Here is a 20066-nt window from a genome sequence, read left to right as displayed (position 1 = left end):
GCTACCATGTCACGCACAAGCCTGACTTTGTTCGATTCCGCACTGATTGGCCCCGCCATCGTCGATGCGTTCAAAAAACTCGACCCCCGCACGCAATGGCGCAGCCCCGTGATGTTCGTCGTCTATGTGGGCAGCATCATCACGACCTTGCTGGCGACCCAGGCCGGGATCAGCGGTGGCCAGGGTGAAGCGCCGTTCGGCTTCATCGTCGCCGTCGCCGTGTGGCTGTGGTTTACCGTGCTGTTCGCGAACTTCGCCGAAGCGCTGGCCGAAGGCCGCAGCAAGGCCCAGGCGGCCTCGCTGCGCGCCCTCAAGCAGACGGTGATGGCGAAGAAAATGCAGACGCCGAAATACGGCACCTCCTGGCTGCCCACGCCGGCGACCGACCTGCGCAAGGGCATGACGGTGCTGGTCGAGGCGGGCGACGTGATCCCCGCCGACGGCGAAGTGACGGCCGGCGTGGCCTCCGTCGACGAGAGCGCCATCACGGGCGAATCGGCGCCCGTCATCCGCGAATCGGGCGGCGACTTTTCCGCCGTCACGGGCGGCACCCGCGTGCTGTCCGACTGGCTGCTGGTGCGCGTTTCCGTCAACCCGGGCGAAGCCTTCATCGACCGCATGATCGCCATGGTCGAAGGCGCCAAGCGCCAGAAGACGCCGAACGAGATCGCCCTGACGATTTTATTGGTGGCCCTGTCGATCGTGTTCCTGATCGTCACCGTGACCTTGCTGCCGTACTCGCTGTTTTCCGTGGCGGCGGCCGGCAGCGGCACGCCGGTGACGATCACCGTGCTGATCGCGCTGCTCGTGTGCCTGATTCCGACCACCATCGGCGGCCTGCTGTCGGCCATCGGCGTGGCCGGCATGAGCCGCATGATGCAGGCCAACGTGATCGCCACCTCGGGCCGCGCCGTGGAAGCGGCCGGCGACGTGGACGTGCTGCTGCTCGATAAGACGGGCACCATCACCCTGGGCAACCGCCAGGCGTCGAGCTTCGTGCCGGCGCCCGGCGTGACGGAACAGCAGCTGGCCGATGCGGCGCAGCTGGCTTCGCTGGCCGATGAAACGCCGGAAGGGCGCAGCATCGTCGTGCTGGCCAAGCAGAAATTCAATATCCGCGAACGCGAGATGGCCAGCCTGCACGCCACCTTCGTCCCGTTCACGGCGCAGACGCGCATGAGCGGCGTGGATATCCCGGGCGAACAGCAGGTGCGCCAGTTGCGCAAGGGCGCGGCCGATTCCATGAAAAAGTATGTGGAAGCGCTGGGCCAGCCGTATCCGGCCGAGGTGGGACGCGCCGTCGACGACATCGCGCGCCGCGGCAGCACGCCGCTGGTGGTGGTGGACGACGGCCGCGTCATGGGCGCCGTGGAACTGAAGGATATCGTCAAGGGCGGCATCAAGGAGCGCTTCGCGGAATTGCGCCGCATGGGCATCAAGACCGTCATGATCACGGGCGACAACAAGCTGACGGCGGCCGCGATTGCCGCCGAAGCGGGCGTGGACGATTTCCTCGCCGAAGCGACGCCGGAAGACAAGCTCAAACTGATTCGCAGCTACCAGTCCGAAGGCCGCCTTGTGGCGATGACGGGCGACGGCACCAACGATGCGCCCGCGCTGGCCCAGGCCGACGTGGCCGTGGCCATGAACTCGGGCACGCAGGCGGCGAAGGAGGCGGGCAACATGGTCGACCTCGATTCGAACCCGACCAAGCTGCTGGAAATCGTTGAAATCGGCAAGCAGATGCTGATGACGCGCGGTTCGCTGACGACGTTCTCGATCTCGAACGACATCGCCAAGTACTTCGCCATCATCCCGGCCGCCTTCGTGGGCACCTATCCGCAATTGAAGGCGCTCGACATCATGCATTTGGCCAGCCCCGCCTCGGCCATCATGTCGGCCGTGATCTTCAATGCCCTGATCATCGTCGTGCTCATTCCGCTGGCGCTGAAAGGCGTGCAGTACCGGGCCATCGGCGCGGCCAGCCTGTTGCGCCGCAACCTGCTGATCTACGGCCTGGGCGGGATTATTTTGCCCTTCATCGGGATCAAGCTGATCGACATGCTGCTGTCCGCCCTCAATTTAGTCTAAAGGAACCATCATGAGCACTATCGTCCGTCCCGCCCTGGTCCTGTTTGCCGCGCTGACCGTGATCTGCGGCGTCGTCTATCCGTTTGCCACGGCCGGTATCGGCCAGCTGGCCTTCAACGATGAAGTCAACGGCAGCATCGTCGAGCGTGGGGGCAAGCCCGTCGGCTCGATGCTGATCGGCCAGTCCTTTACCTCGCCCAAGTATTTCTGGGGCCGGCCGTCGGCCACCGCGCCGATGGCCAATAACGGCGCCGGTTCGGGCGGCTCGAACCAGGGGCCGACCAATCCGGCCCTGGTGGACGCCGTCAAGGCGCGCATCGCCGCCCTGCAGGCAGCCGATCCCGGCAACCGCAAGCCGATCCCCGTCGATCTGGTGACGGCGTCGAGCAGCGGCCTGGACCCGGAAATCAGCCTGGCGGGTGCCCTGTACCAGGCGCCCCGCGTGGCCCGCGTGCGCGCCGTGCCGCTGGCGCAGGTGGAAAACGCCATCGCCAAGGTGCAGAAAACCGCGTATATCGGCTTTTTCGGCGAACCGCGCGTAAATGTGCTGGAACTGAATCTGGCGTTGGATGCCATGGCAAAGTAAGCTGGCAAAGGCGTGCAGGTCGATATCGTGCACGGCTTGGCCAATGATGTCGTCGGATGAAGCGCTTGCGCGCTAATCCGACCTACTTGACGCAATGGCAAAATAAGGCGCAGGTCGGCGTAGGTCGGCTTAGCGCAGCGTAAGCCGACATCACCCATAGCCCCAGCCAGGCCAACGATGTTGTCGGATTACGCGCGCCCTTCGGACGCGCTAATCCGACCTACAATGCCCAAGAAGATTAAAATACAACATGCTCCCCAACGACAGCCAACGCCCCGACCCTGATGCCCTGCTGGCGCAAGTGCAGGCGCAGGAACAGAAAGCCGCGCGCGGCCGGCTGCGCATCTATTTCGGCGCCTCGGCCGGCGTCGGCAAGACTTACGCGATGCTGGCGGCCGCGCGCAAATTGCTGGCCGACGGCCAGGACTTGCTGGTGGGCGTGGTGGAGACGCATGGGCGCCAGGATACGGCGGCCCAGCTGGACGGCTTGCCCGTGCTTCCGCTCAAAGCCATCGAGTACCGGGGCAAGACCCTGTACGAGTTCGACCTGGACGAGGCCCTGCGCCGCGCGCCGCCGCTGATATTGATGGATGAACTGGCCCATTCGAACGTGGCCGGTTCGCGCCATCCGAAGCGCTGGCAGGACGTCGAGGAATTGCTGGCGGCTGGCATCGACGTGCTGTCGACCGTGAACGTGCAGCACCTGGAAAGCCTGAACGACGTGGTGGGCGGGATCACGGGCGTGCGCGTGGCCGAGACCCTGCCCGACACGGTGTTCGACCGCGCCGATGAAGTGGTGCTGGTCGATATCCCCGCCGATGAACTGCTGCGCCGCCTGAAGCAGGGCAAGGTGTATCAGCCGCAGCAGGCCGAACGCGCATCGCAGCATTTTTTCCGCAAGGGTAACCTGATCGCCCTGCGCGAGCTGGCCTTGCGCCGCACGGCGGACCGGATCCAGGATGACGTGCAGGCCTACCGCGTTGAAAAATCGATCAACCCCGTATGGAAGACGGGCGCCGCGCTGCTGGCCTGCGTGGGACCGCACGCGGGGGGCGAACACGTGATCCGCAGCACGGCGCGCCTGGCCAGCCAGCTGAACGCGGAATGGCACGCGCTGTACGTGGAAACGCCGCGCTTGCAGCGCTTGCCGGCGGGCCAGCGCGAACGCATCCTGAAAACCCTGAAACTGGCGCAGGACCTGGGCGCGCGCACGGCCATTGTGCCGTCCGCCGACATCGCCGGCGCCGTGGTCGAGTATGCGCGCGGCGCGAATATCTCGAAAGTCATCGTGGGCCGTGGCCGCGGCCGTGCGCTGGCGCGCCTGTGGCAGGCGCCGCCGGCCGCCCGCATGGCCAGCCTGGCGCCCGATATCGATTTGATCGAGGTGGGCTTGCCGCCGGCCGATGCGGCGCCCCGGCGCGCGGCGGGCGACGACGCGGACGCGCCGCGCCGGCCCGCGCGTCACTGGCGTTATATCCTGGCCGCTGGCGCCAGCCTGGGCACGGCCCTCGCCTCGGTGCCGCTGCAGCCCTACCTGGACCTGGCCAACATCGCCATGCTGTCCTTGCTGACGGTGGTGCTGCTGGCCGTGCGCCTGGGGCGCGGGCCGGCGGCATTGGCCAGCCTGGTGGGCGTGGCCTGCTTCGATTTCATCTTCGTGCCGCCCCGTTTCTCGTTTGCCGTGGGCGATTTCCAGTATGTGATCACGTTTGGCGTGATGCTGGCCGTGGGCCTGATCACGGGCCACCTGACGGCCGGTCTGCGCTTCCAGGCGCGCGTGGCCTCGCACCGCGAAGCGCGCGCCCGCGCCTTATACGAATTCTCGCGCGAATTGTCCGGCGTGCTGCAGACGGAGCAGATTTTCGACATCACGAAAAGCGCCATCGAACGGGCGTTCCGCGCGCGCGCCACCTTGCTGCTGCCCGATGACGAGGGCAGCTTGCAGGCCGCGAACGGCGGCGAACCGCTCGATATCGGCATCGCGCAGTGGGCCTTCGACCATGCGCAGGCGGCGGGAACGGGCACCGATACCTTGCCGGCTTCGCCCATTTTCTACCTGCCGCTGATCGCGCCGATGCGTACGCGGGGCGTGCTGGCGCTGTTGCCCCTGGAGGCGCCAGCGCATGGTCGCTGGCTGCTGGTGCCGGAACAGCGCCAGCACCTCGATACCTTTGCCGCGCTGGCGGCCATCGCCCTCGAACGCGTGCACTACATCGACGTGGCGCAGGGCGCGCTGCTGCAGATGGAATCGGAGCGGCTGCGCAATTCGCTGCTGGCGGCCCTGTCGCACGACTTGCGCACGCCCTTGACGTCGCTGGTGGGCCTGGCCGAATCGCTGGCGCTGTCCCGGCCTGCGCTGTCGCCCGCGCAGCTGGACATGGCGCGCTCGCTGCAGTCCGAAACCGTGCGCATGAGCGCCCTCGTGGCGAACCTGCTGGACATGGCGCGCATCGAGAGCGGCCAGGTGCGCCTGAATTTGCAATGGCAGGCGCTGGAAGAAGTGGTGGGCAGCGCGCTGCGCGCCAGCGGCCCGCAATTGCAGCAGCACGCCGTGCAGACACGGTTGGCGCCGGACCTGCCGCTGGTGCGCTACGATGCCGTGCTGATCGAGCGCGTGCTGTGCAACCTGCTGGAAAACGCGGCCAAGTACACGCCGCCCGGCAGCACCATCACGGTCGCCGCCGGCGTGCATGGCCAGTTCCTGCAGGTGACGGTGCTTGACGATGGCCCGGGCCTGCCGCCCGGCCGCGAAGAAGCCATCTTTGAAAAATTCACGCGCGGCGAGCGCGAATCGAACAAGCCGGGCGTCGGGCTGGGGCTGGCCATTTGCCGCGCCATCGTCGAAGCTCATGGCGGCACCATCCATGCGCAGCCCCACACGCCGGGGCAGGGCGCCGCCATCGTCTTCAGCCTGCCGCTGGGCACGCCGCCGGCGCCGCCGGAGATCGAGCTCGATGACGCCAACGACCATGAAACAGGAAAACCAACATGAACGAACCTTCCGCCACCGCCTTGCTGGTCGAGGATGAACCGCAAATCCGCCGCTTCGTGCGCGCCGCGCTGGAAGACGAGGGCTGGCAGATTTTCGAATCGGCCACCATGCAGCGGGGCCTGATCGACGCGGGCACGCGCCGGCCCGACCTGATCGTGCTGGACCTGGGGCTGCCCGACGGCGACGGCATCGATTTCATCGCCGACATCCGCAAATGGTCGGCCGTGCCCATCATCGTGCTGTCGGCGCGGGTCGACGAGCAGGACAAGATCCGCGCGCTCGATGCCGGCGCCGATGACTACTTGACCAAGCCGTTCGGCGTGGGCGAGCTGCTGGCCCGCGTGCGCGCCACCTTGCGCCGCCAGCGCCAGCCTGCCGCCAGCGATGATGGCGTGGTGCAGTTCGGCGACGTGCGCGTCGACCTGAAGGACCGGCTGGTGACGCGCAACAAGCAGCTGGTGCACATGACGCCGACGGAGTTCCGCCTGCTGTCGGTGCTCGTAAAGAACGCTGGCAGGGTGGTCACCAATCCGCAGCTGCTGCGCGAAGTGTGGGGGCCGTCGAACAGCGAAAACGGCCATTACCTGCGCATCTACATGGGCCATCTGCGCCAGAAGCTGGAAGCCGATCCGGCCCAGCCGCAGTACCTGCTGACGGAAACGGCCGTCGGTTACCGCTTGCTGCTGCCGCTCTAACTCCTGTTATTTCCCCTGTTTGAAAACAGGCGCCGCGCGCGCCGGGGGGACGCTTTACTTTAAATTTTTGCAGCGAATTTTTGCAGCGGCGGGCCAGCTGCGCCATGTTGGCAAAGGCCCATACCACCCATGAAGAAGAAAAAACCATGAATAAAATGCTACTTGCACTTGCCGTCGCGACCGCCTTTACCGGCAGCCTGGCCCACGCGGAAGAGGCCAAGCCCGACAATGAAGTCAGTTTCAACGTGGCCGGCGTGTCCGACTACCGTTACCGGGGCATCTCGCAGACGCGCTTGAAGCCCGCGCTGCAGGGCGGCGTGGATTACGTCAATAACCCGACGGGCCTGTATGCGGGCGCCTGGGCTTCCACCATCAAGTGGACCAAGGATGCGGGCGGCAGCGGCGACGTGGAAGTCGATCTGTATGCGGGCAAGCGCGGCCAGTTGGGCGGCGATGTCGGCTATGACGTGGGCGTGCTCGCCTATGTGTACGCCGACAACGGCTTGAAGCACGTCGCCGGCCTGGCCGACGCGGACACGCAGGAAGTCTACGGCCAGCTGTCTTACGGCCCCGCCTATATCAAATATTCGCACGCCGTCTCGAACCTGTTCGGCATCGTCAACAGCAAGAACAGCGGCTACTTCGATATCGGCGCGAATATCGACCTGACGAACGGCTGGACCGGCAACCTGCATGCGGGCCACCAGAAAGTGAAAAACAATGATGCATCGAGCTACACGGACTGGAAAGTGGGCGTCACGCGCGACTTCGGCTTTGTTTCGGGCGCGTTGGCCGTGATCGGCACGAACGCGGGCAAGGCGGCGTATGCCTCGCCCGTGAATGGCAAATTCATGGGCAAGACGGCGCTGCAGCTGACGGTCAGCAAGACGTTTTAATTGACGGAAGGGAGAGGCGGCGCATGCGCCGCCTTTTTTGCGCCACGGGGTCAGACCCGTCGGGTCTGACCCCAGCTGTCGAGAGCTATGCTGCGCGGTGATGGTTGTCGAAGACGGCGCAATACAGCTGCCCCAGGCCGACCACGCGGGCGGCTGGAATCTGCGCGGCCAGGGCATGGGCGGGTGCGGCCTGCGAGTCCGCTGCCAGCAGGACGCGCAGGCCCGGATTGACGCTGCGCGCGTGCGCGATGCGGCGCGCCAGGCCCGCCTGCGCGCCGGCGTCGGCGACGCCGGCTAGCGGCACCACCAGCACGCGCGCGGCGATCAGGGCCGAACGGCTGCCCATGGAGTCGCGGCCTTCGCTGTCGATGACGATGTCGTGGTAGCAGTGCACCAGGTGCTCCAGCTCTGGCTGCAAGCCCTTGGCGCTGATGGCGCGCGCCATCAGGCGCGGCCGCGTCAGGCTGCCGTGCATGGCGCCGTCGTGCATGTTCCTGGCTTGCGCCATGGCGCCCTGACGCGGATCGGCATCGAGCAGCAGCACCTTGCGGCCGGCCAGCGCGCGCGAGGCGGCCAGCCGTCCGGCCAGGATGGATTTCTCCATGCCCCCGCGTTCATCCGTGATGGCGATGATCATCTTGGCGCACGGCTGGCATGATGTTGGCGGGGGAAACCAGCTGCAGCAGACAGCCTTCGCGCGGCGCATCCCTGTCGCTCGCGGTCCATGCGGGCAGTTCCATCAGGGGCTCCAGCGCTTCGGCCAGGGCGGCCTGGCCGGCGGCCGACATGGGCGTCATCGGCAGGCGCAATGCGTCGCCTACCTTGCCCTGCATGGCCAGGGCTGCCTTCACGGGAGCGGGATTCGGTTCGGCAAACAGCAGGCGGATGACGGGCAGCATGGTCTTGAACAGGGCGCCCGCGGCGCCGTGGCGGCCCTGCCTGACGAGGTGGTACAGCTGCGCATACAGGTCGGGACGCACCTGGGCGGCGGCCGACATGGCGCCGTGGCCGCCCATGGACAGGCTGGCCAGCAGCAGCGCGTCGTCGCCGCACAGCACGTCCAGGCGCGTGTCGAGCAGCAGTTCGCCCAGCTGCTGCAGCTTGCCGCCCGCTTCCTTGATGGCGACGAAGTGCGAGTCGCGCGCCAGCAGTGCCGCCGTTTGCGGTTCGATATTGACGCCCGTGCGGGCCGGCACGTTGTACAGCACGATGGACTGGTCGGTGGCGGCGGCGATGGCCTGGAAGTGGCGCACGATGCCGTCCTGCGACGGGCGCACATACGCGGGCGCCGAGATGAGCAGGCCGGCCAGCGGATGGTCGTTGTAGCGCTGCACGGTGGAGACGACGCTGCGCGTATCGCTGCCGCCGATACCCATCACGACGGGGAAACGGGGGCCGACGGCTTCGAGCACGCTGTCGAGCAGCATGGTCTGTTCCGCGGCGCTCAGCATGGCCGCTTCGCCCGTGGTGCCGCATACCACCAGGCCATCGATGCCGCTGGCGGCCAATTCGCATGCGAGCTGCTGGGCCGCATCGAAGTCGATGTCGCCATCGCCGTCGCAAAATGGCGTGACCATCGGCACCCAGATGCCCTGGAAGTGCGCGGTGATGCGCGATGACGACATCGCCTGCTCGCAGGAGTACTGGTTCATAGCGATTTCCCCTGGCTGATGCGGCCAAATTCCGCCGCCGGCAGCAGGCGCATGACGGCATCCATGGTCAGGCGCAGGGCCGGTTCCGTGACGCACAGCCAGACTTTCATGCGCTCGGCGTGGTCGACCGCCTCGATGCGCATGAACGACAGCATGCCGCCGCAGGTCCTGACGACCAGCCGGCGCAGCTCGGCCAGGCAGGCTTTGTCGACTGTGATGTGCATGAGGAAGGTGGGCAGGCGGGGGTGGCGGTGGGGCAGTGCTTGATGCGATGGCATGCGTGAATGGGGTTCCATGGTGGCTTTGCAGCGGTGGTTGAGGTACGTTCAAGATTAGCAGCGGGGGCGTAAAGATTCTCTAAAAAGCGGGGCTGCTGGCGTAAACGGACTGTATGCATTGGACGCCGCTGTGTTGCGCAGATGCCCCGGGCGTGGGCTTTTGTTACAAAATTGAATCGTGCTTTCGGAGACAGGGGTTTATATTGAAAACGTCTCCGCTTTCAGTCAGCCTTGCCATGTCAGACGAAAAAGATCCCCTGCATCCCCCTTCCACCGATCCCGCAGCGCCAACGCCGTCCCGGCCCGACCGGGTGGGCCGCCGGGCGCCCGATGATGAGCACCGCGCGCGCGATGCCGCGCCGCGCTACCTGAAGGATAACGACACGCCGCTGGCGCTGGCCTGGCGTGTGATCTCGTCGCGCTACCGCTCCATGCGCGACAAGGCCAGCCGCGACTTCATGCGGCGCACCCTGCGCATCGGCATCTCGGCGCGCATTTTCCACCCCGAGCCGGGCGCCACTGGCCTGCGCAGCAAGAACCTGCAATACCTGGAAGAGTCGATTGCCCAGTGGGTCATGTCGCGCGACGTGCTGGTGTTCATGATCCCGACGGTCAATACCAGCGGCCAGCTACACCCGAGCAATATCACCCTGCGCCACTATGCGCGCCATCTGGACGGCCTGGTGCTGCAGGGCGGCGCCGACGTCTCGCCGCAGACGTATTCCGAGGCGGCCACGCGGCCCGAATGGAACGGCGACCGCGCGCGAGACCTGTACGAGCTGGAACTGCTGCACGAATTCGTCGATGCGGGCAAACCCGTGCTGGGCATTTGCCGCGGCTGCCAACTGATCAACGTGGGCTTTGGCGGCACCCTGTACCAGGACATCGCCTCGGACGTGGAAGGTGCGGCCTCCCACGTCAACGACCTGTATGACCGCCACCGCCACACCATCGTCTTCCCGAAAGGCTCGTCCCTGGCGGGCATGTTTCCGAAGGCGGGCGAGGCGCTCGTCAATTCCATCCACCACCAGTCGGTCAAGGATCTGGGGCGCGACGTCACCGTGGAAGCGTATTCGCAAGGGGACAACATCGTCGAGGCCATCCGCTACCAGCGTGCCCGCTTCGTCATGGGCTTGCAGTGGCACCCGGAATTCCATTCGGCGGGCGGCGTCGAGCTGCTCGATTGCACGCCCATCCTCGATAATTTTTTGCGCGCGGCGCGGGAGACGCGGTTTTGAGTACGCACCTGATCCGCCGGCGCGCTGTGCTGGCCGGCCTGTTGGCGCTGCCCCTGGCGGGCTTGCGCGCGGCGCCGCGCCCGCACGAGGGCGCGCTGCCGTTTGCGTTGACGTCCGCCGCGCGTGCCCGCATGCTCAAGGCGCGGGTGGCGCCGGCCATCGCCGAACAGGTGGTCAAGGCGGCGCGCAAGGACGCTGCGCGGCCCGTGCACCTGATGGCGGAAGTGCGCACGGGCGGCTTGCTGAAGGGAGAGGGCGGGCGCGAGACCAGCCAGCAGGCGCAGGAAGACTGGCGCCAGGCGCGCTTGCAGGCGCTGGCCTGGCGGCTGTCGGGCGAGATGCCGCATTTCGAGGCGGCGCGCCAGCTGCTGCTGGCCTGGAGCGGCAGCTATCAGCCCTCGTTCAGCCCCGTCGACGAGACGGAACTGGCCAGCCTGCTGATGGGATTTGACCTGGTACAGGAGCGCTTGAACGGCATCGAGCGCGAGCAGGTGCAGGCGTTTTGCCGCACCCTGGCGCACGGGTATCTGAGCGATCCCGTCAAGGTGGGCGGCCCCTCCACGGCGCGCAACAACTGGCACAGCCACCGCATCAAGATCGGCACGGCCGCCGCGTATGTCACGGGCGACGCCCTGCTGGTCGCGCGGGCGAAGGAACGCTTCCTGGCGCACGTGCCGCGCAATATCGGCGCCGGCGGCGTGCCCTTCGACTTCGAGCAGCGCGACGCCCTGCACTACACCACCTACAGCCTGGAGCCGCTGCTGACGACGGCCCTGATGGCGCAGGCGCATGGCGACGACTGGTATGGCGCGCCGGAAGCGCGGCGTCTGGCCGAGGCGCTGGCCTGGCTGGCGCCGTATGCGCAGGGCAAAAAGACGCACGAGGAGTTCGCGAAAAGCGCCGTGCCCTTCGACCGCAAGCGCGCGGCGGCCGGCGAAAAGGGATTTACGGGAAATTGGGAGACCAAGGGCGCCGCCAATGTGTATTTGCTGGCGGCGCGCTTCGATCCCGCTTACCTGTCCCTGGCGCTGGAACTGCGCCCGCCAGCCTGGGCGCTGGCGCTGTACGGCAGTGAGTTAAAACTTGCTGGTTAAAACTTCGTGCGCACGGTGAACATCACGTTGCGCGGTTCGCCGTAAAAGCCCGTCTGGAACAGGCCCAGGCCCGTAAAGTACTTCTTGTCCAGCAGGTTGTTCACGTTCAGGCTGGCCGTGACGTTCTTGCTGATCTCGTAGCGCGCCATCAGGTTGACCAGCGCGTAGCCGCCCTGCTTGATGCGTGCATTGTCCTCGATGGCGGGATTCCAGATATTGCCGTCGTAGCTGCTTTGCCAGTTGATGCCGCCACCGACGGTCAGCTTGTCCAGGCTGGCCGGCAGGCGCCACGAGCCTTGCACGCGCACCAAATGGGCAGGCTGCGTGGTTTGCATCATGGTGGAAAACACGTCCTTGCCATCCGCGTCGCGCACATGCGCATAGGTATAGCCGGCGCTCAGCTTCACGTCCTTCATCACTTCGCCCGTCACTTCCATTTCCACGCCGCGGCTGGTGACGCCATCGATGGCCTTGAACACGGCCTCACCGTTGACTTCGCCCGCAGGGCCGGCCACGTTGCTTTGGCGGATCTGGAACAGGGCGGCGCTGGCATTGACCTTGCCATCCAAATATTCTGCCTTCACGCCTGCTTCAAAACCCTTGCCGCGCACGGGCGACAGAAAATTACGGTTCACGTCGCGGTTGCTCTGCGGCGCAAAGATGCTGGTGTAGCTGCCGAACACGGAATAGGTCTTGTCGAGGTCATACACGACGCCCGCATACGGGGTGATGACGTTGGTTTCCTCGATGCGCGAGGTGATGCGCGCAGTCTTGGGGTCGAAGAAGCTGCGGTCCGTCTCTTGCTTGTAGTTGCTCACGCGCGCGCCGACGATGACGGACAGCGCGTCGGCCGGATGCAGGCGCACGGCGCCATACAGACCGCTCTGGCGCGTGCTGTCGTTGTCGTTGCCCAGGCGGCTAAATGCGGGTTCCGCATACTGGCCGCGCCAGTCGAAATAGCTGCCTTCCACGGGCGGGTAGACCGATTCGTAGACGGGGCCATCCTGCTTTGCCGTCGAGGTGGAGTAGCCGAGCATCGCTTCATGGCGGCGGCCGAAGGCCGTGAACGGGCCGCTGGCGTCGACGTTGACGGTGGTCTGGCGGCGGTCGCCCTTGTATTTGCCCATGAAGAAAAACGTGCCTGCGCCTGTGACAGGATCGGGATTGCCGCCGCTGGCAGAACCGAGCACGCTGTCATGCTTGCTGCGCAGCTGGTTGGCGCTCAATTTCACCTTCCACTCGTTGGCGAAGCTGTGTTCGAGCGACGTGAACAGCGTGGTGTTCTGCATGTCGCGGCGGCTCCAGTCGGTGGCCGGGTTCCACGAAGTGGGGAAATCCGTGCGGCTGCCGTCGGCAAACAGCACGGGGAAGCCCGTCCAGGTGGAGCCGCGCGGCTTGTAATCCTGGTGCGTGAAGCCGGCCGTCAGCAGGGTGAGGGGTGTCAGATCCGCCTCGATGATGCCGTAGGCGACGGATTTTTTCTGCGTGTAGCGGTCCAGGTAGGAGTGCTTGTCCTGGTAGGCGGCTACCAGACGGCCGCGCAGCGTGCGGCTGTCGTTCAGGGGACCAGAGACATCGGCTTCGCCGCGGTAGTTGTCCCACGATCCCGCGCCCAGGGTCGCCGAACCCTCGAAGCTGGCGGTGGGGCGCTTGCGCACCATGTTGACGGTGGCCGAAGGGTCGCCCGAGCCGCTCATCAGGCCCGTCGCGCCCTTCAGCACTTCGATGCGGTCGTAGATGGCCATGTCGCTGTTGGTCGTGCCCCAGTCGTAGACGCCGTCATAGATGGCCGATACGCCGTCGTACTGGAAATTGGTGACGGCAAAGCCGCGCGCCTGGAAGCTCCAGCGGTCGCTGTCGTAGTTTTGCACGCTCACGCCATTGACGTTCTTCATGACGTCGGAAACGGCGTTGCTGTTCTGGTCATCCATCTGCTGGCGCGTGACGATGGTCAGCGACTGCGGTGTTTCGCGCTGCGTCAGGGCCAGACCCGTGGCGCCGCTGGCGGGGCCGCCCGTGTAGCTGCCCGTGCCGCTGGTGGCGGCGCTGCGCTCGGCCGCCGCCACCACGGTGACGCCGCTCATGACGGCCATGCCGCGGCTGTCCGCCGTGGGCGTATCCGCGCCGGCGGGGATCTTCTGCAGCAGGTAGCCGCCATTCGATTGCGGCACGGCTTGCAGGCCGCTGCCGGCCAGCAGCACGCGGAAACCATCGTGCAGGCTGTAGCTGCCTTGCAGGCCGGCGCTGCGCAAGCCCTGCGTGGCGTCGCTGGAAAACGACAATAAAATGGCGCTCTCGCTGCCGAAGCGCGTCAGCACGTCGCCCAGCGCGCCGGCCGGAATGCTGTAGACGCGCACTTGCCGGCTTTGTGCCTGGGCCAGCGCCGGCAGGATGAGAACCATGCCGATCTGCGACAGGGCGCAGGCCAGGACGGTGCGGGTGAGGAGGGAACGCGAAGCGTGGTGCATGGAATGAAACCTTTCGTGGATGCGCAAGATGGAGACTGCCTATCTTCCAGGTCACGCGAGCACGGCGAAACAGCTCACTTTGCAGAAAGTATTTTTTAGCGCGCCGCGAGTTCGATCCTGACGACTTGCCGGCCCCAGAAGCGCGTGACAGTATTGCGCCGCAGTTGCAGGCTGGCGCAGACGGCGTCGACGATGGCATCGACGTCGGCCAGCGGGTAGGAGCCGGAGACGCGCAAGCCGGCGACGGCGGGCGTGCAGGCCAGCGGCTGCTCGCTGTAGCGCGACAGCTCGGCGAGGAAATCGGCCAGGCGCATGTCGCGCGCCACCAGCATGCCATTCAGCCACGCGCCGCCATACGGCGCCAGCGCCTGGCGGTGATAACCGTCACTGTCGAAATGGGCGCCTTCGCCGGGGCGCAGCAGCAGGCGCTGGCTGCCGTCACCGGCCAGCACGGCGACGGCCCCTTCGAGCACGCCGGCGCTGGCGTATTGCTCGTGCAGGCGCACGGTGAAACGCGTGCCCAGCGCCTGCAGCCTGCCGTGCGGCGTGCCGACGAAGAACGGCCGCTGCGCCGCATCCTTGCCGGTGACGATGAAGATTTCGCCGGCCAGCAGGTCGATGCGGCGCTGTGCGCCGTCGTAAGCGATATTCACGGCGCTGTTGGTGTTGAGCGTGAGCTGCGTGCCATCGGCCAGGGTTACGACGCGGCGCTGGTTGATGCCCGTGCGGTAGTCGGCCGTCCAGCCGCGCCACGGGCCACGGCGTTCGAATGCATACAGCGAGGCGCCGCAGGCCAGCAGCAGGGCCAGGGTCTTGACGGCATGGCGGCGCGGCGCGTTCGCCTGCACGCAGGCGCGCAGCAGGGTCGCGTGCATAGCGGGCGGCAGGTGTTCGTGCTGCGTTTGCAGCTGCTGCCACGCCTGCGTGGCGCTGCCGGCCCGCTGCAGATGGCGTTTTACTGTCGCCAGCGAGATGCCGAGCTGGCGCGCGATGTCTTCCTGCGGCAGTTCGTCGAGCTGGCGCAGTAAAAAAGCCCGTTTGACGGGAGGCGGCAGGCCGTCGAGCATGCGGTCCAGTTCAAACACGGTGGCCAGCAGCAGCGCGCGCTCCTCGGGCGAGGGCGCATGCAGGGGCGGCAGCTGGGCCAGCACGTCGAGGTACGCCTGTTCGAGTTTCTGACGGCGGTAATGGTTGAACAGCACGCGCTGGGCGACGGTGGCGAGAAAGGCGCGCGGCTCGCGCGCGGCGATGGCGTCTTCGCGGTCGAGCAGGCGCATGAAAGTATCGTGCGCCACATCGGCCGCGCACGCCGTGCTGCCGAGTTTTTTGCGCAGCCAGCCCTGCAGCCAGCCGTGGTGATCGGCATACAGTGTCGCGATGTCCTGGCGTTGTAGCGGCTCTGCCAGCGGCATCGCATTCCCCTTGCGTTTTTAAACAATAATAAGAATCATTCTCATTGTAACAAGCGGGGACGGCGGCTGTAAATGACGGGCAGGCGCGCTGTGGTTTTTTGGTTGATGACCGGTAGGTCGGATTAGCGCGCAAGCGCGTAATCCGACGCCACCACCGGCGCTAACGATGTTGTCGGATTACGCGGCTACGCCGCTAATCCGACCAACGTTACCAGGCAGCAACGTCAGTAGTTCATCGGCTCGCCACGGAAGCAGCGGATGGCCGAATCGACCATGCCCTCGGCGCTGCCCTGCAGGCTGTGCTGCTTGCGCAGGTATTGCGCGTCGCTCCACTGCTTGGCCACGTCCGACAGGTGTTTCAGGGCCGGCGTGCTGCCCAGCGCCTCGGCGTGCGGTTCCATCTTGCGCAGGGTGGTCATGATGTCTTCGCGCAGCGACATCGTTTCGTAGGTTTTCGGATGCGTGATGGCGCCATCGAGGCCGAAGCGGCAGGCCTGGAAGCGGTTGTAGTTATATACGAGGTAATCGTCTTCCACGGGCGGGGTTTCGCGGCGTTCGAGCAGGTAGCGGCATAGCGCCTGCAGGTAGGCGGCCAGCGCGGCGGCCCGCTCCACCGTCAGCGGCGTGTCGCACACGCGCAGTTCGATGGTGCCGAATTCCGGCTTGGGACGGATGTCCCAGTAAAAATCCTTCATGCTCTTGATGATGCCCGTGTTCTCCATCTTGGCGAAATACTCGTTGGAGAACTGGTCCCAGCTGAGGGTGAACGGCGCGCGCCCGCTCATGGGGAAGGCGAACACGGAATTCAAACGGGCCGAATCGAACAGGGTATCGCGGCCCTGCACATAGGGCGAGGAAGCCGACAGGGCGATGAAGTGGGGGATGTAGCGGTTCAGCGAATGCAGCAGGAACATGGCGTCGTCGCCCGAGGCGCAGCCGATGTGCACGTGCTGGCCGAAGATGGTGAACTGCTTGGCCAGGTAGCCGTACAGTTCCGAAATCTCCTGGAAGCGGGGCTTGGAAAAGATCTTTTGCGACGACCATTGCTGGAACGGGTGCGTGCCGCCGCCCGCGATGCCGATATTGAGCTTGTCGCCGGCCGTGATCAAGGTGTCGCGGATTTCCTGCAATTGCTCCAGCAGGGGGCCGTGATGCGTGTGCACGCTCGAGTTAATCTCGATCATGCTCTCGGTGATTTCCGGCGTGACGTTGCCGGGAAACGGTTTCTTGTTCAGCAGATGCAGCAGGTCGGGGCTGGCGGCCGTCAAGTCATAGTCCGACAGGTTCACCAGTTGCAGTTCGAGTTCGACGCCGAAGGTCAGCGCGGCCGATTGGCCAAAGGGTTCCAGCGGCATTTAGCGCTCCTTGATTTCGTGGGTTTCTTTGGCCAGCATCAGCACGCGCTGCACCAGCACGGGGCCGATCAGTTCCAGGCCCAGGGTGATGGCGGCCAGGGCGTTCAATTCGTCGCCGAAGTTCACGCCGTGCTGGCGCGCGTGTTCGAGCAGCAGGATGATGAAGACGGAGACGGGCGTAAGGGCCACGCCCGTCAGCACGCCCTTGCGCCAGGAAATGCCGCTCACATGCGAGAACGCGGCTACGCCGGCGACCTTCGTCAGCAATCGTCCGCCGACGACGGCCAGGGCCAGTCCCGCGCCGGCCGTCACGCTGGCCCATTCCAGGGTCGAGGCGGCATACACGAACAGCAGCACCGTCAGCAGCTCGCCCATGGCGCCGAAATTGCGCTGCGCCTGGCTGAAGGCGACCCTGCGGTGGCGCGCCACCAGGCCGAAGGTGAGGGTGGCCAGCAGCGGCGACAGGCTGGTGGTGTAGGTCAGGGCGACGAGCAGCATCACCGACAGCGCGAACGCCACGGTGGCGTCCTGCGCCATGTTGCCCAGGCGGCGCAGCATGGCCGGCACGACGATGCCGAAGACGGTGCCGGCGGCCACGGAGGCGGCCAGCACGGCGGCGCTGCTGCTGCTCGCCTCGATCAGGTCGGTGGAACTCTGGAACATCCAGAAGCCGACGATGATGTTGAACGTGAAGACGGCCAGCACGCAGTTCAGGGCGGTGAGGTGGACGATGCGTTCCGTGACCTGGCCCGAGCTGCGTTCCTCGTTGATGACGCGCATGATGGTGGCCGGCGAGGTGGACATGGCGAGAGATGCGAGCAGCAGCGCCGTCATCGAGGTGCTGCCGAATTCGATGCCGATGAAGTAGACGACGGCAAAGGTCAGCAGGGATTCGACCAGGCCCGTGACGGCGATCCACGGATTGTTCTTCAGCCAGCGCAGGTTGATGCGGTAGCCGACCTCGAACAGGATCAGGCCGAAGGCCACGTCGGCCAGCACCAGCATGGGGCCGGCGTCCGTCTGCGGCAGGATGCCTACCTGCGTCTGCGCGAGGACGAAACCGATCACGCCGTAAAAACTGATGCGCGGCAGGCCCGTCCAGCGGTGGCCGAATTCGCCCACTACCCAGGCCAGGGTAATGGCGAACGGCCAGGATAGGTCGGCGGCGATCGAGATCAGACTTTGCATGCTCATTCCTTTGAAAATGGCGCTGGCACCGGCCGGCAGCACGGGGGCTGGCGCGGCAAGGTCTTGGTGCAGCGGTGGTGCATGGTTTGCGCAGAGCGATGCGCCGATTCTACCGGAGCAGAAGGCGCGCACGATGTGCGCAATCGAACAGTGTCGCGACCATGGCGGCCGCGCACGGGATGCAGCAGGGTGGGGCAGGGCTGGTATCGGCGTATGGTACCCGCCCGCGGCGGAGATGCTCCGCACGGTAGTGCCGTGTCGCAGTGTACGGCATGGCGGCCTCATGCCGCCATGGACTTTTTGTTGCGTGCTTTTATTTACTGAGCAGACGCATGCCCCGTTCCAGCCCGTCGATCGACAGGGGGAACATGCGGTTGTTCATCAACTGCCGCATCACGCCGATCGACTGGCGGTACTGCCACAATCCTTCCGCTTCGGGGTTGAGCCAGATGAATTTCGGGAACGCCTGGGTAAAGCGCGCCAGCCACGTCGATCCCGCTTCCTCGTTGTTGTATTCCACGCTGCCGCCCGGCTGCAGGATTTCATAGGGGCTCATGGTGGCGTCGCCGACGAAAATCAGCTTGGTGTCGGGCGGATATTTGCGCAGCACGTCCCAGGTGGGAAAACGCTCGGCATTGCGGCGCCGGTTGTTCTTCCACAGATAGTCGTAGACGCAGTTATGGAAGTAAAAGAACTCCATGTTCTTGAATTCCGTCTTCGCCGCCGAAAACAGTTCCTCGGTGCGCTCGATATGGTCGTCCATGCTGCCGCCCACATCAAACAGCATCAGCACCTTGATGCGGTTCTTGCGCTCGGGCCGCATCCTGATGTCGAGGTAACCCGCGTTGTTGGCCGTGGCGGCGATGGTGGCGTCGAGCGCCAGCTCATCTTCCGCGCCTTCGCGCGCGAATTTGCGCAGGCGGCGCAAGGCTACCTTGATGTTGCGCGTGCCCAGTTCGCGCTCGCCGTCGTAATCCTTGTAGCTGCGCGCTTCCCACACCTTCACGGCCGTGCGGTTGCTGCCCTTGCCGCCGATGCGGATGCCTTCCGGATTCGTGCCGCCATTGCCGAACGGCGAGGTGCCGCCCGTGCCGATCCACTTGCTGCCGCCCTCGTGGCGCTCCTTCTGCTCCTTCAGCAGCTCGTTCAGGCGGTCCATCAGCTTGTCGTAGCCGAATTTTTCCAGCTGCGCCTTTTGTTCCTCGGACAGCTCGCGCTGCATGCGTTTGAGCAGCCAGTCGAGGGGAATCGCCGCGTTCGTGTCGAAGGCCGCATTGACGCCCTTGAAGTACTGGGCAAAGGCGCGGTCGAACTTGTCGAAATGGGCTTCATCCTTGACCAGGGTCAAACGCGCCAGATAGTAGAAATCGTCCATCGAGGCGTCGATGACGTTCTTTTGCAGCGCTTCAAGAAGGGTCAGAAATTCCTTGATCGAGACGGGAATCTTCGCATCCTTGAGCGTGAAGAAGAAATCGATCAGCATGGCGCCCGCTCTCCCGCGCGGGGCAGTGCGGCGATGGGGCGCTGCGCCAGCTTGTAGCGCAGGTGGGCGGCAATTTCCGGCCACTCGCCGCGCGTGATGCTGTACATGACGGTGTCGCGCACGGTGCCGTCGCGTCGCAGCGCATGGTGGCGCAGCACGCCATCCTTTTTCGCGCCCAGGCGCTCGATGGCCGCCTGCGAGGCGTGGTTGAAATTGTCGGTGCGCAGGCCCACCAGCGCGCAGCCGAGGTTATCGAAGGCGTGCGCCAGCAGCAGCAATTTGCAGGTGGTGTTGACGTGGCTGCGCTGGCAGCGCTTCGCATACCAGGTGTAGCCGATTTCCAGGCGTCCGATGGCCGGCACCACGTCGTGATAGCTGGTGGTGCCGAGCACCTCGCCGCTGGCCGCGTCGATGACGGCAAAGGCGAAGCGCGTGGGGCGCATCTCGATGCCCTTGAAAATGTACTGGTCCACCTGGTCCGGCTCGGGCACGGAGGTGACGCGCAGATTCCACAGTTCCCCATCCATGGCCGCCGCGCGCAAGCCGGGCGCGTGGTGCGGCGCCAGTGCCTCGAGGCGGATGCCGTGCAGTTCCAGGGGGACGAAGACCTTGTCGGAGCTGATATCGTTCACCGGCGC

Annotated in this window: 16 protein-coding genes and 1 pseudogene; 7 read left to right on the top strand and 10 right to left on the bottom strand. The window is 65.6% G+C overall.

Annotated elements, in window-relative coordinates; translation table 11 throughout:
- The first annotated feature begins 6 nt into the window (after positions 1 to 6).
- From kdpB to AC3RCG_RS25130, 5 genes are all read left to right on the top strand, one after another.
- Entirely contained in the window at positions 7 to 2091 is a 2085-nt protein-coding gene (gene kdpB / locus AC3RCG_RS25150; protein WP_070224295.1) for a potassium-transporting ATPase subunit KdpB, read from the top strand.
- A gap of 10 nt (positions 2092 to 2101) precedes the next feature.
- On the top strand, positions 2102 to 2677 hold the full coding sequence (gene kdpC, locus AC3RCG_RS25145; protein WP_070288621.1) for a potassium-transporting ATPase subunit KdpC: 576 nt from the start codon (positions 2102 to 2104) through the stop codon (positions 2675 to 2677).
- Between the two features lie 250 nt (positions 2678 to 2927).
- Positions 2928 to 5669: a DUF4118 domain-containing protein gene (locus tag AC3RCG_RS25140; RefSeq protein ID WP_492402311.1), complete on the top strand. Its 2742-nt coding sequence runs from the start codon at positions 2928 to 2930 to the stop codon at positions 5667 to 5669.
- Positions 5666 to 6364, top strand: a complete 699-nt coding sequence (kdpE, locus tag AC3RCG_RS25135) for a two-component system response regulator KdpE (protein WP_034746496.1) — start codon at positions 5666 to 5668, stop codon at positions 6362 to 6364. The genes AC3RCG_RS25140 and kdpE overlap by 4 nt, the downstream gene beginning before the upstream one ends.
- A 146-nt stretch (positions 6365 to 6510) precedes the next feature.
- Positions 6511 to 7260: a TorF family putative porin gene (locus AC3RCG_RS25130; protein ID WP_121671206.1), complete on the top strand. Its 750-nt coding sequence runs from the start codon at positions 6511 to 6513 to the stop codon at positions 7258 to 7260.
- A gap of 85 nt (positions 7261 to 7345) precedes the next feature.
- On the opposite strand, the gene AC3RCG_RS25125 is transcribed toward AC3RCG_RS25130, so the two are convergent.
- The 3 genes from AC3RCG_RS25125 to AC3RCG_RS25115 are packed head-to-tail and all read right to left on the bottom strand — an operon-like array spanning position 7346 to position 9190.
- Positions 7346 to 7864: a P-loop NTPase family protein gene (locus tag AC3RCG_RS25125; protein ID WP_240453450.1), complete on the bottom strand. Its 519-nt coding sequence runs from the start codon at positions 7862 to 7864 to the stop codon at positions 7346 to 7348.
- Positions 7865 to 7874: 10 nt separating this feature from the next.
- Positions 7875 to 8912, bottom strand: a complete 1038-nt coding sequence (gene dapA / locus AC3RCG_RS25120; protein ID WP_121670469.1) for a 4-hydroxy-tetrahydrodipicolinate synthase — start codon at positions 8910 to 8912, stop codon at positions 7875 to 7877.
- The gene (locus AC3RCG_RS25115) at positions 8909 to 9190 is read right to left on the bottom strand and encodes a hypothetical protein (RefSeq protein WP_492490389.1); all 282 of its coding nucleotides are present in this window, start codon (positions 9188 to 9190) and stop codon (positions 8909 to 8911) included. Before AC3RCG_RS25115 ends, dapA begins: the two co-directional genes overlap by 4 nt.
- A gap of 236 nt (positions 9191 to 9426) precedes the next feature.
- Between AC3RCG_RS25115 and AC3RCG_RS25110 the strand changes: the two genes are divergently transcribed.
- On the top strand, positions 9427 to 10428 hold the full coding sequence (locus AC3RCG_RS25110) for a gamma-glutamyl-gamma-aminobutyrate hydrolase family protein (RefSeq protein WP_070288617.1): 1002 nt from the start codon (positions 9427 to 9429) through the stop codon (positions 10426 to 10428).
- Complete coding sequence (locus tag AC3RCG_RS25105) at positions 10425 to 11522, top strand: alginate lyase family protein (RefSeq protein ID WP_492402312.1); 1098 nt, start codon at positions 10425 to 10427, stop codon at positions 11520 to 11522. The genes AC3RCG_RS25110 and AC3RCG_RS25105 overlap by 4 nt, the downstream gene beginning before the upstream one ends.
- Here the strand turns inward: AC3RCG_RS25105 and AC3RCG_RS25100 are convergent.
- The 7 genes and pseudogenes from AC3RCG_RS25100 to AC3RCG_RS25070 all read right to left on the bottom strand — a co-directional run bounded on the left by AC3RCG_RS25100 (position 11519) and on the right by AC3RCG_RS25070 (position 20060).
- Complete coding sequence (locus AC3RCG_RS25100; RefSeq protein ID WP_492402313.1) at positions 11519 to 13990, bottom strand: TonB-dependent siderophore receptor; 2472 nt, start codon at positions 13988 to 13990, stop codon at positions 11519 to 11521. The genes AC3RCG_RS25105 and AC3RCG_RS25100 overlap by 4 nt on opposite strands.
- A gap of 95 nt (positions 13991 to 14085) precedes the next feature.
- Positions 14086 to 14865: a FecR family protein gene (locus tag AC3RCG_RS25095; RefSeq protein ID WP_256267142.1), complete on the bottom strand. Its 780-nt coding sequence runs from the start codon at positions 14863 to 14865 to the stop codon at positions 14086 to 14088.
- Positions 14866 to 14919: 54 nt separating this feature from the next.
- Positions 14920 to 15402 (bottom strand): annotated as a pseudogene (locus tag AC3RCG_RS25090) (sigma-70 family RNA polymerase sigma factor); the annotation flags it as partial.
- Positions 15403 to 15626: 224 nt separating this feature from the next.
- Positions 15627 to 16757, bottom strand: coding sequence for a YbdK family carboxylate-amine ligase (locus AC3RCG_RS25085; RefSeq protein WP_034780287.1), 1131 nt, complete (start codon positions 16755 to 16757; stop codon positions 15627 to 15629).
- Entirely contained in the window at positions 16758 to 17945 is a 1188-nt protein-coding gene (locus AC3RCG_RS25080) for a cation:proton antiporter (RefSeq protein ID WP_070218615.1), read from the bottom strand.
- A gap of 313 nt (positions 17946 to 18258) precedes the next feature.
- Complete coding sequence (locus AC3RCG_RS25075; RefSeq protein WP_492402314.1) at positions 18259 to 19428, bottom strand: vWA domain-containing protein; 1170 nt, start codon at positions 19426 to 19428, stop codon at positions 18259 to 18261.
- Positions 19422 to 20060: a GNAT family N-acetyltransferase gene (locus tag AC3RCG_RS25070; RefSeq protein WP_492402315.1), complete on the bottom strand. Its 639-nt coding sequence runs from the start codon at positions 20058 to 20060 to the stop codon at positions 19422 to 19424. The genes AC3RCG_RS25075 and AC3RCG_RS25070 overlap by 7 nt, the downstream gene beginning before the upstream one ends.
- Positions 20061 to 20066: the final 6 nt, after the last annotated feature.

It is taken from the genome of Janthinobacterium sp. GW823-FHT01H08 (genome assembly GCF_058797855.1).
The sequence above is the reverse complement of the archived record's forward strand: the minus strand, read 5'-3'. Positions and strand labels throughout refer to the sequence as shown.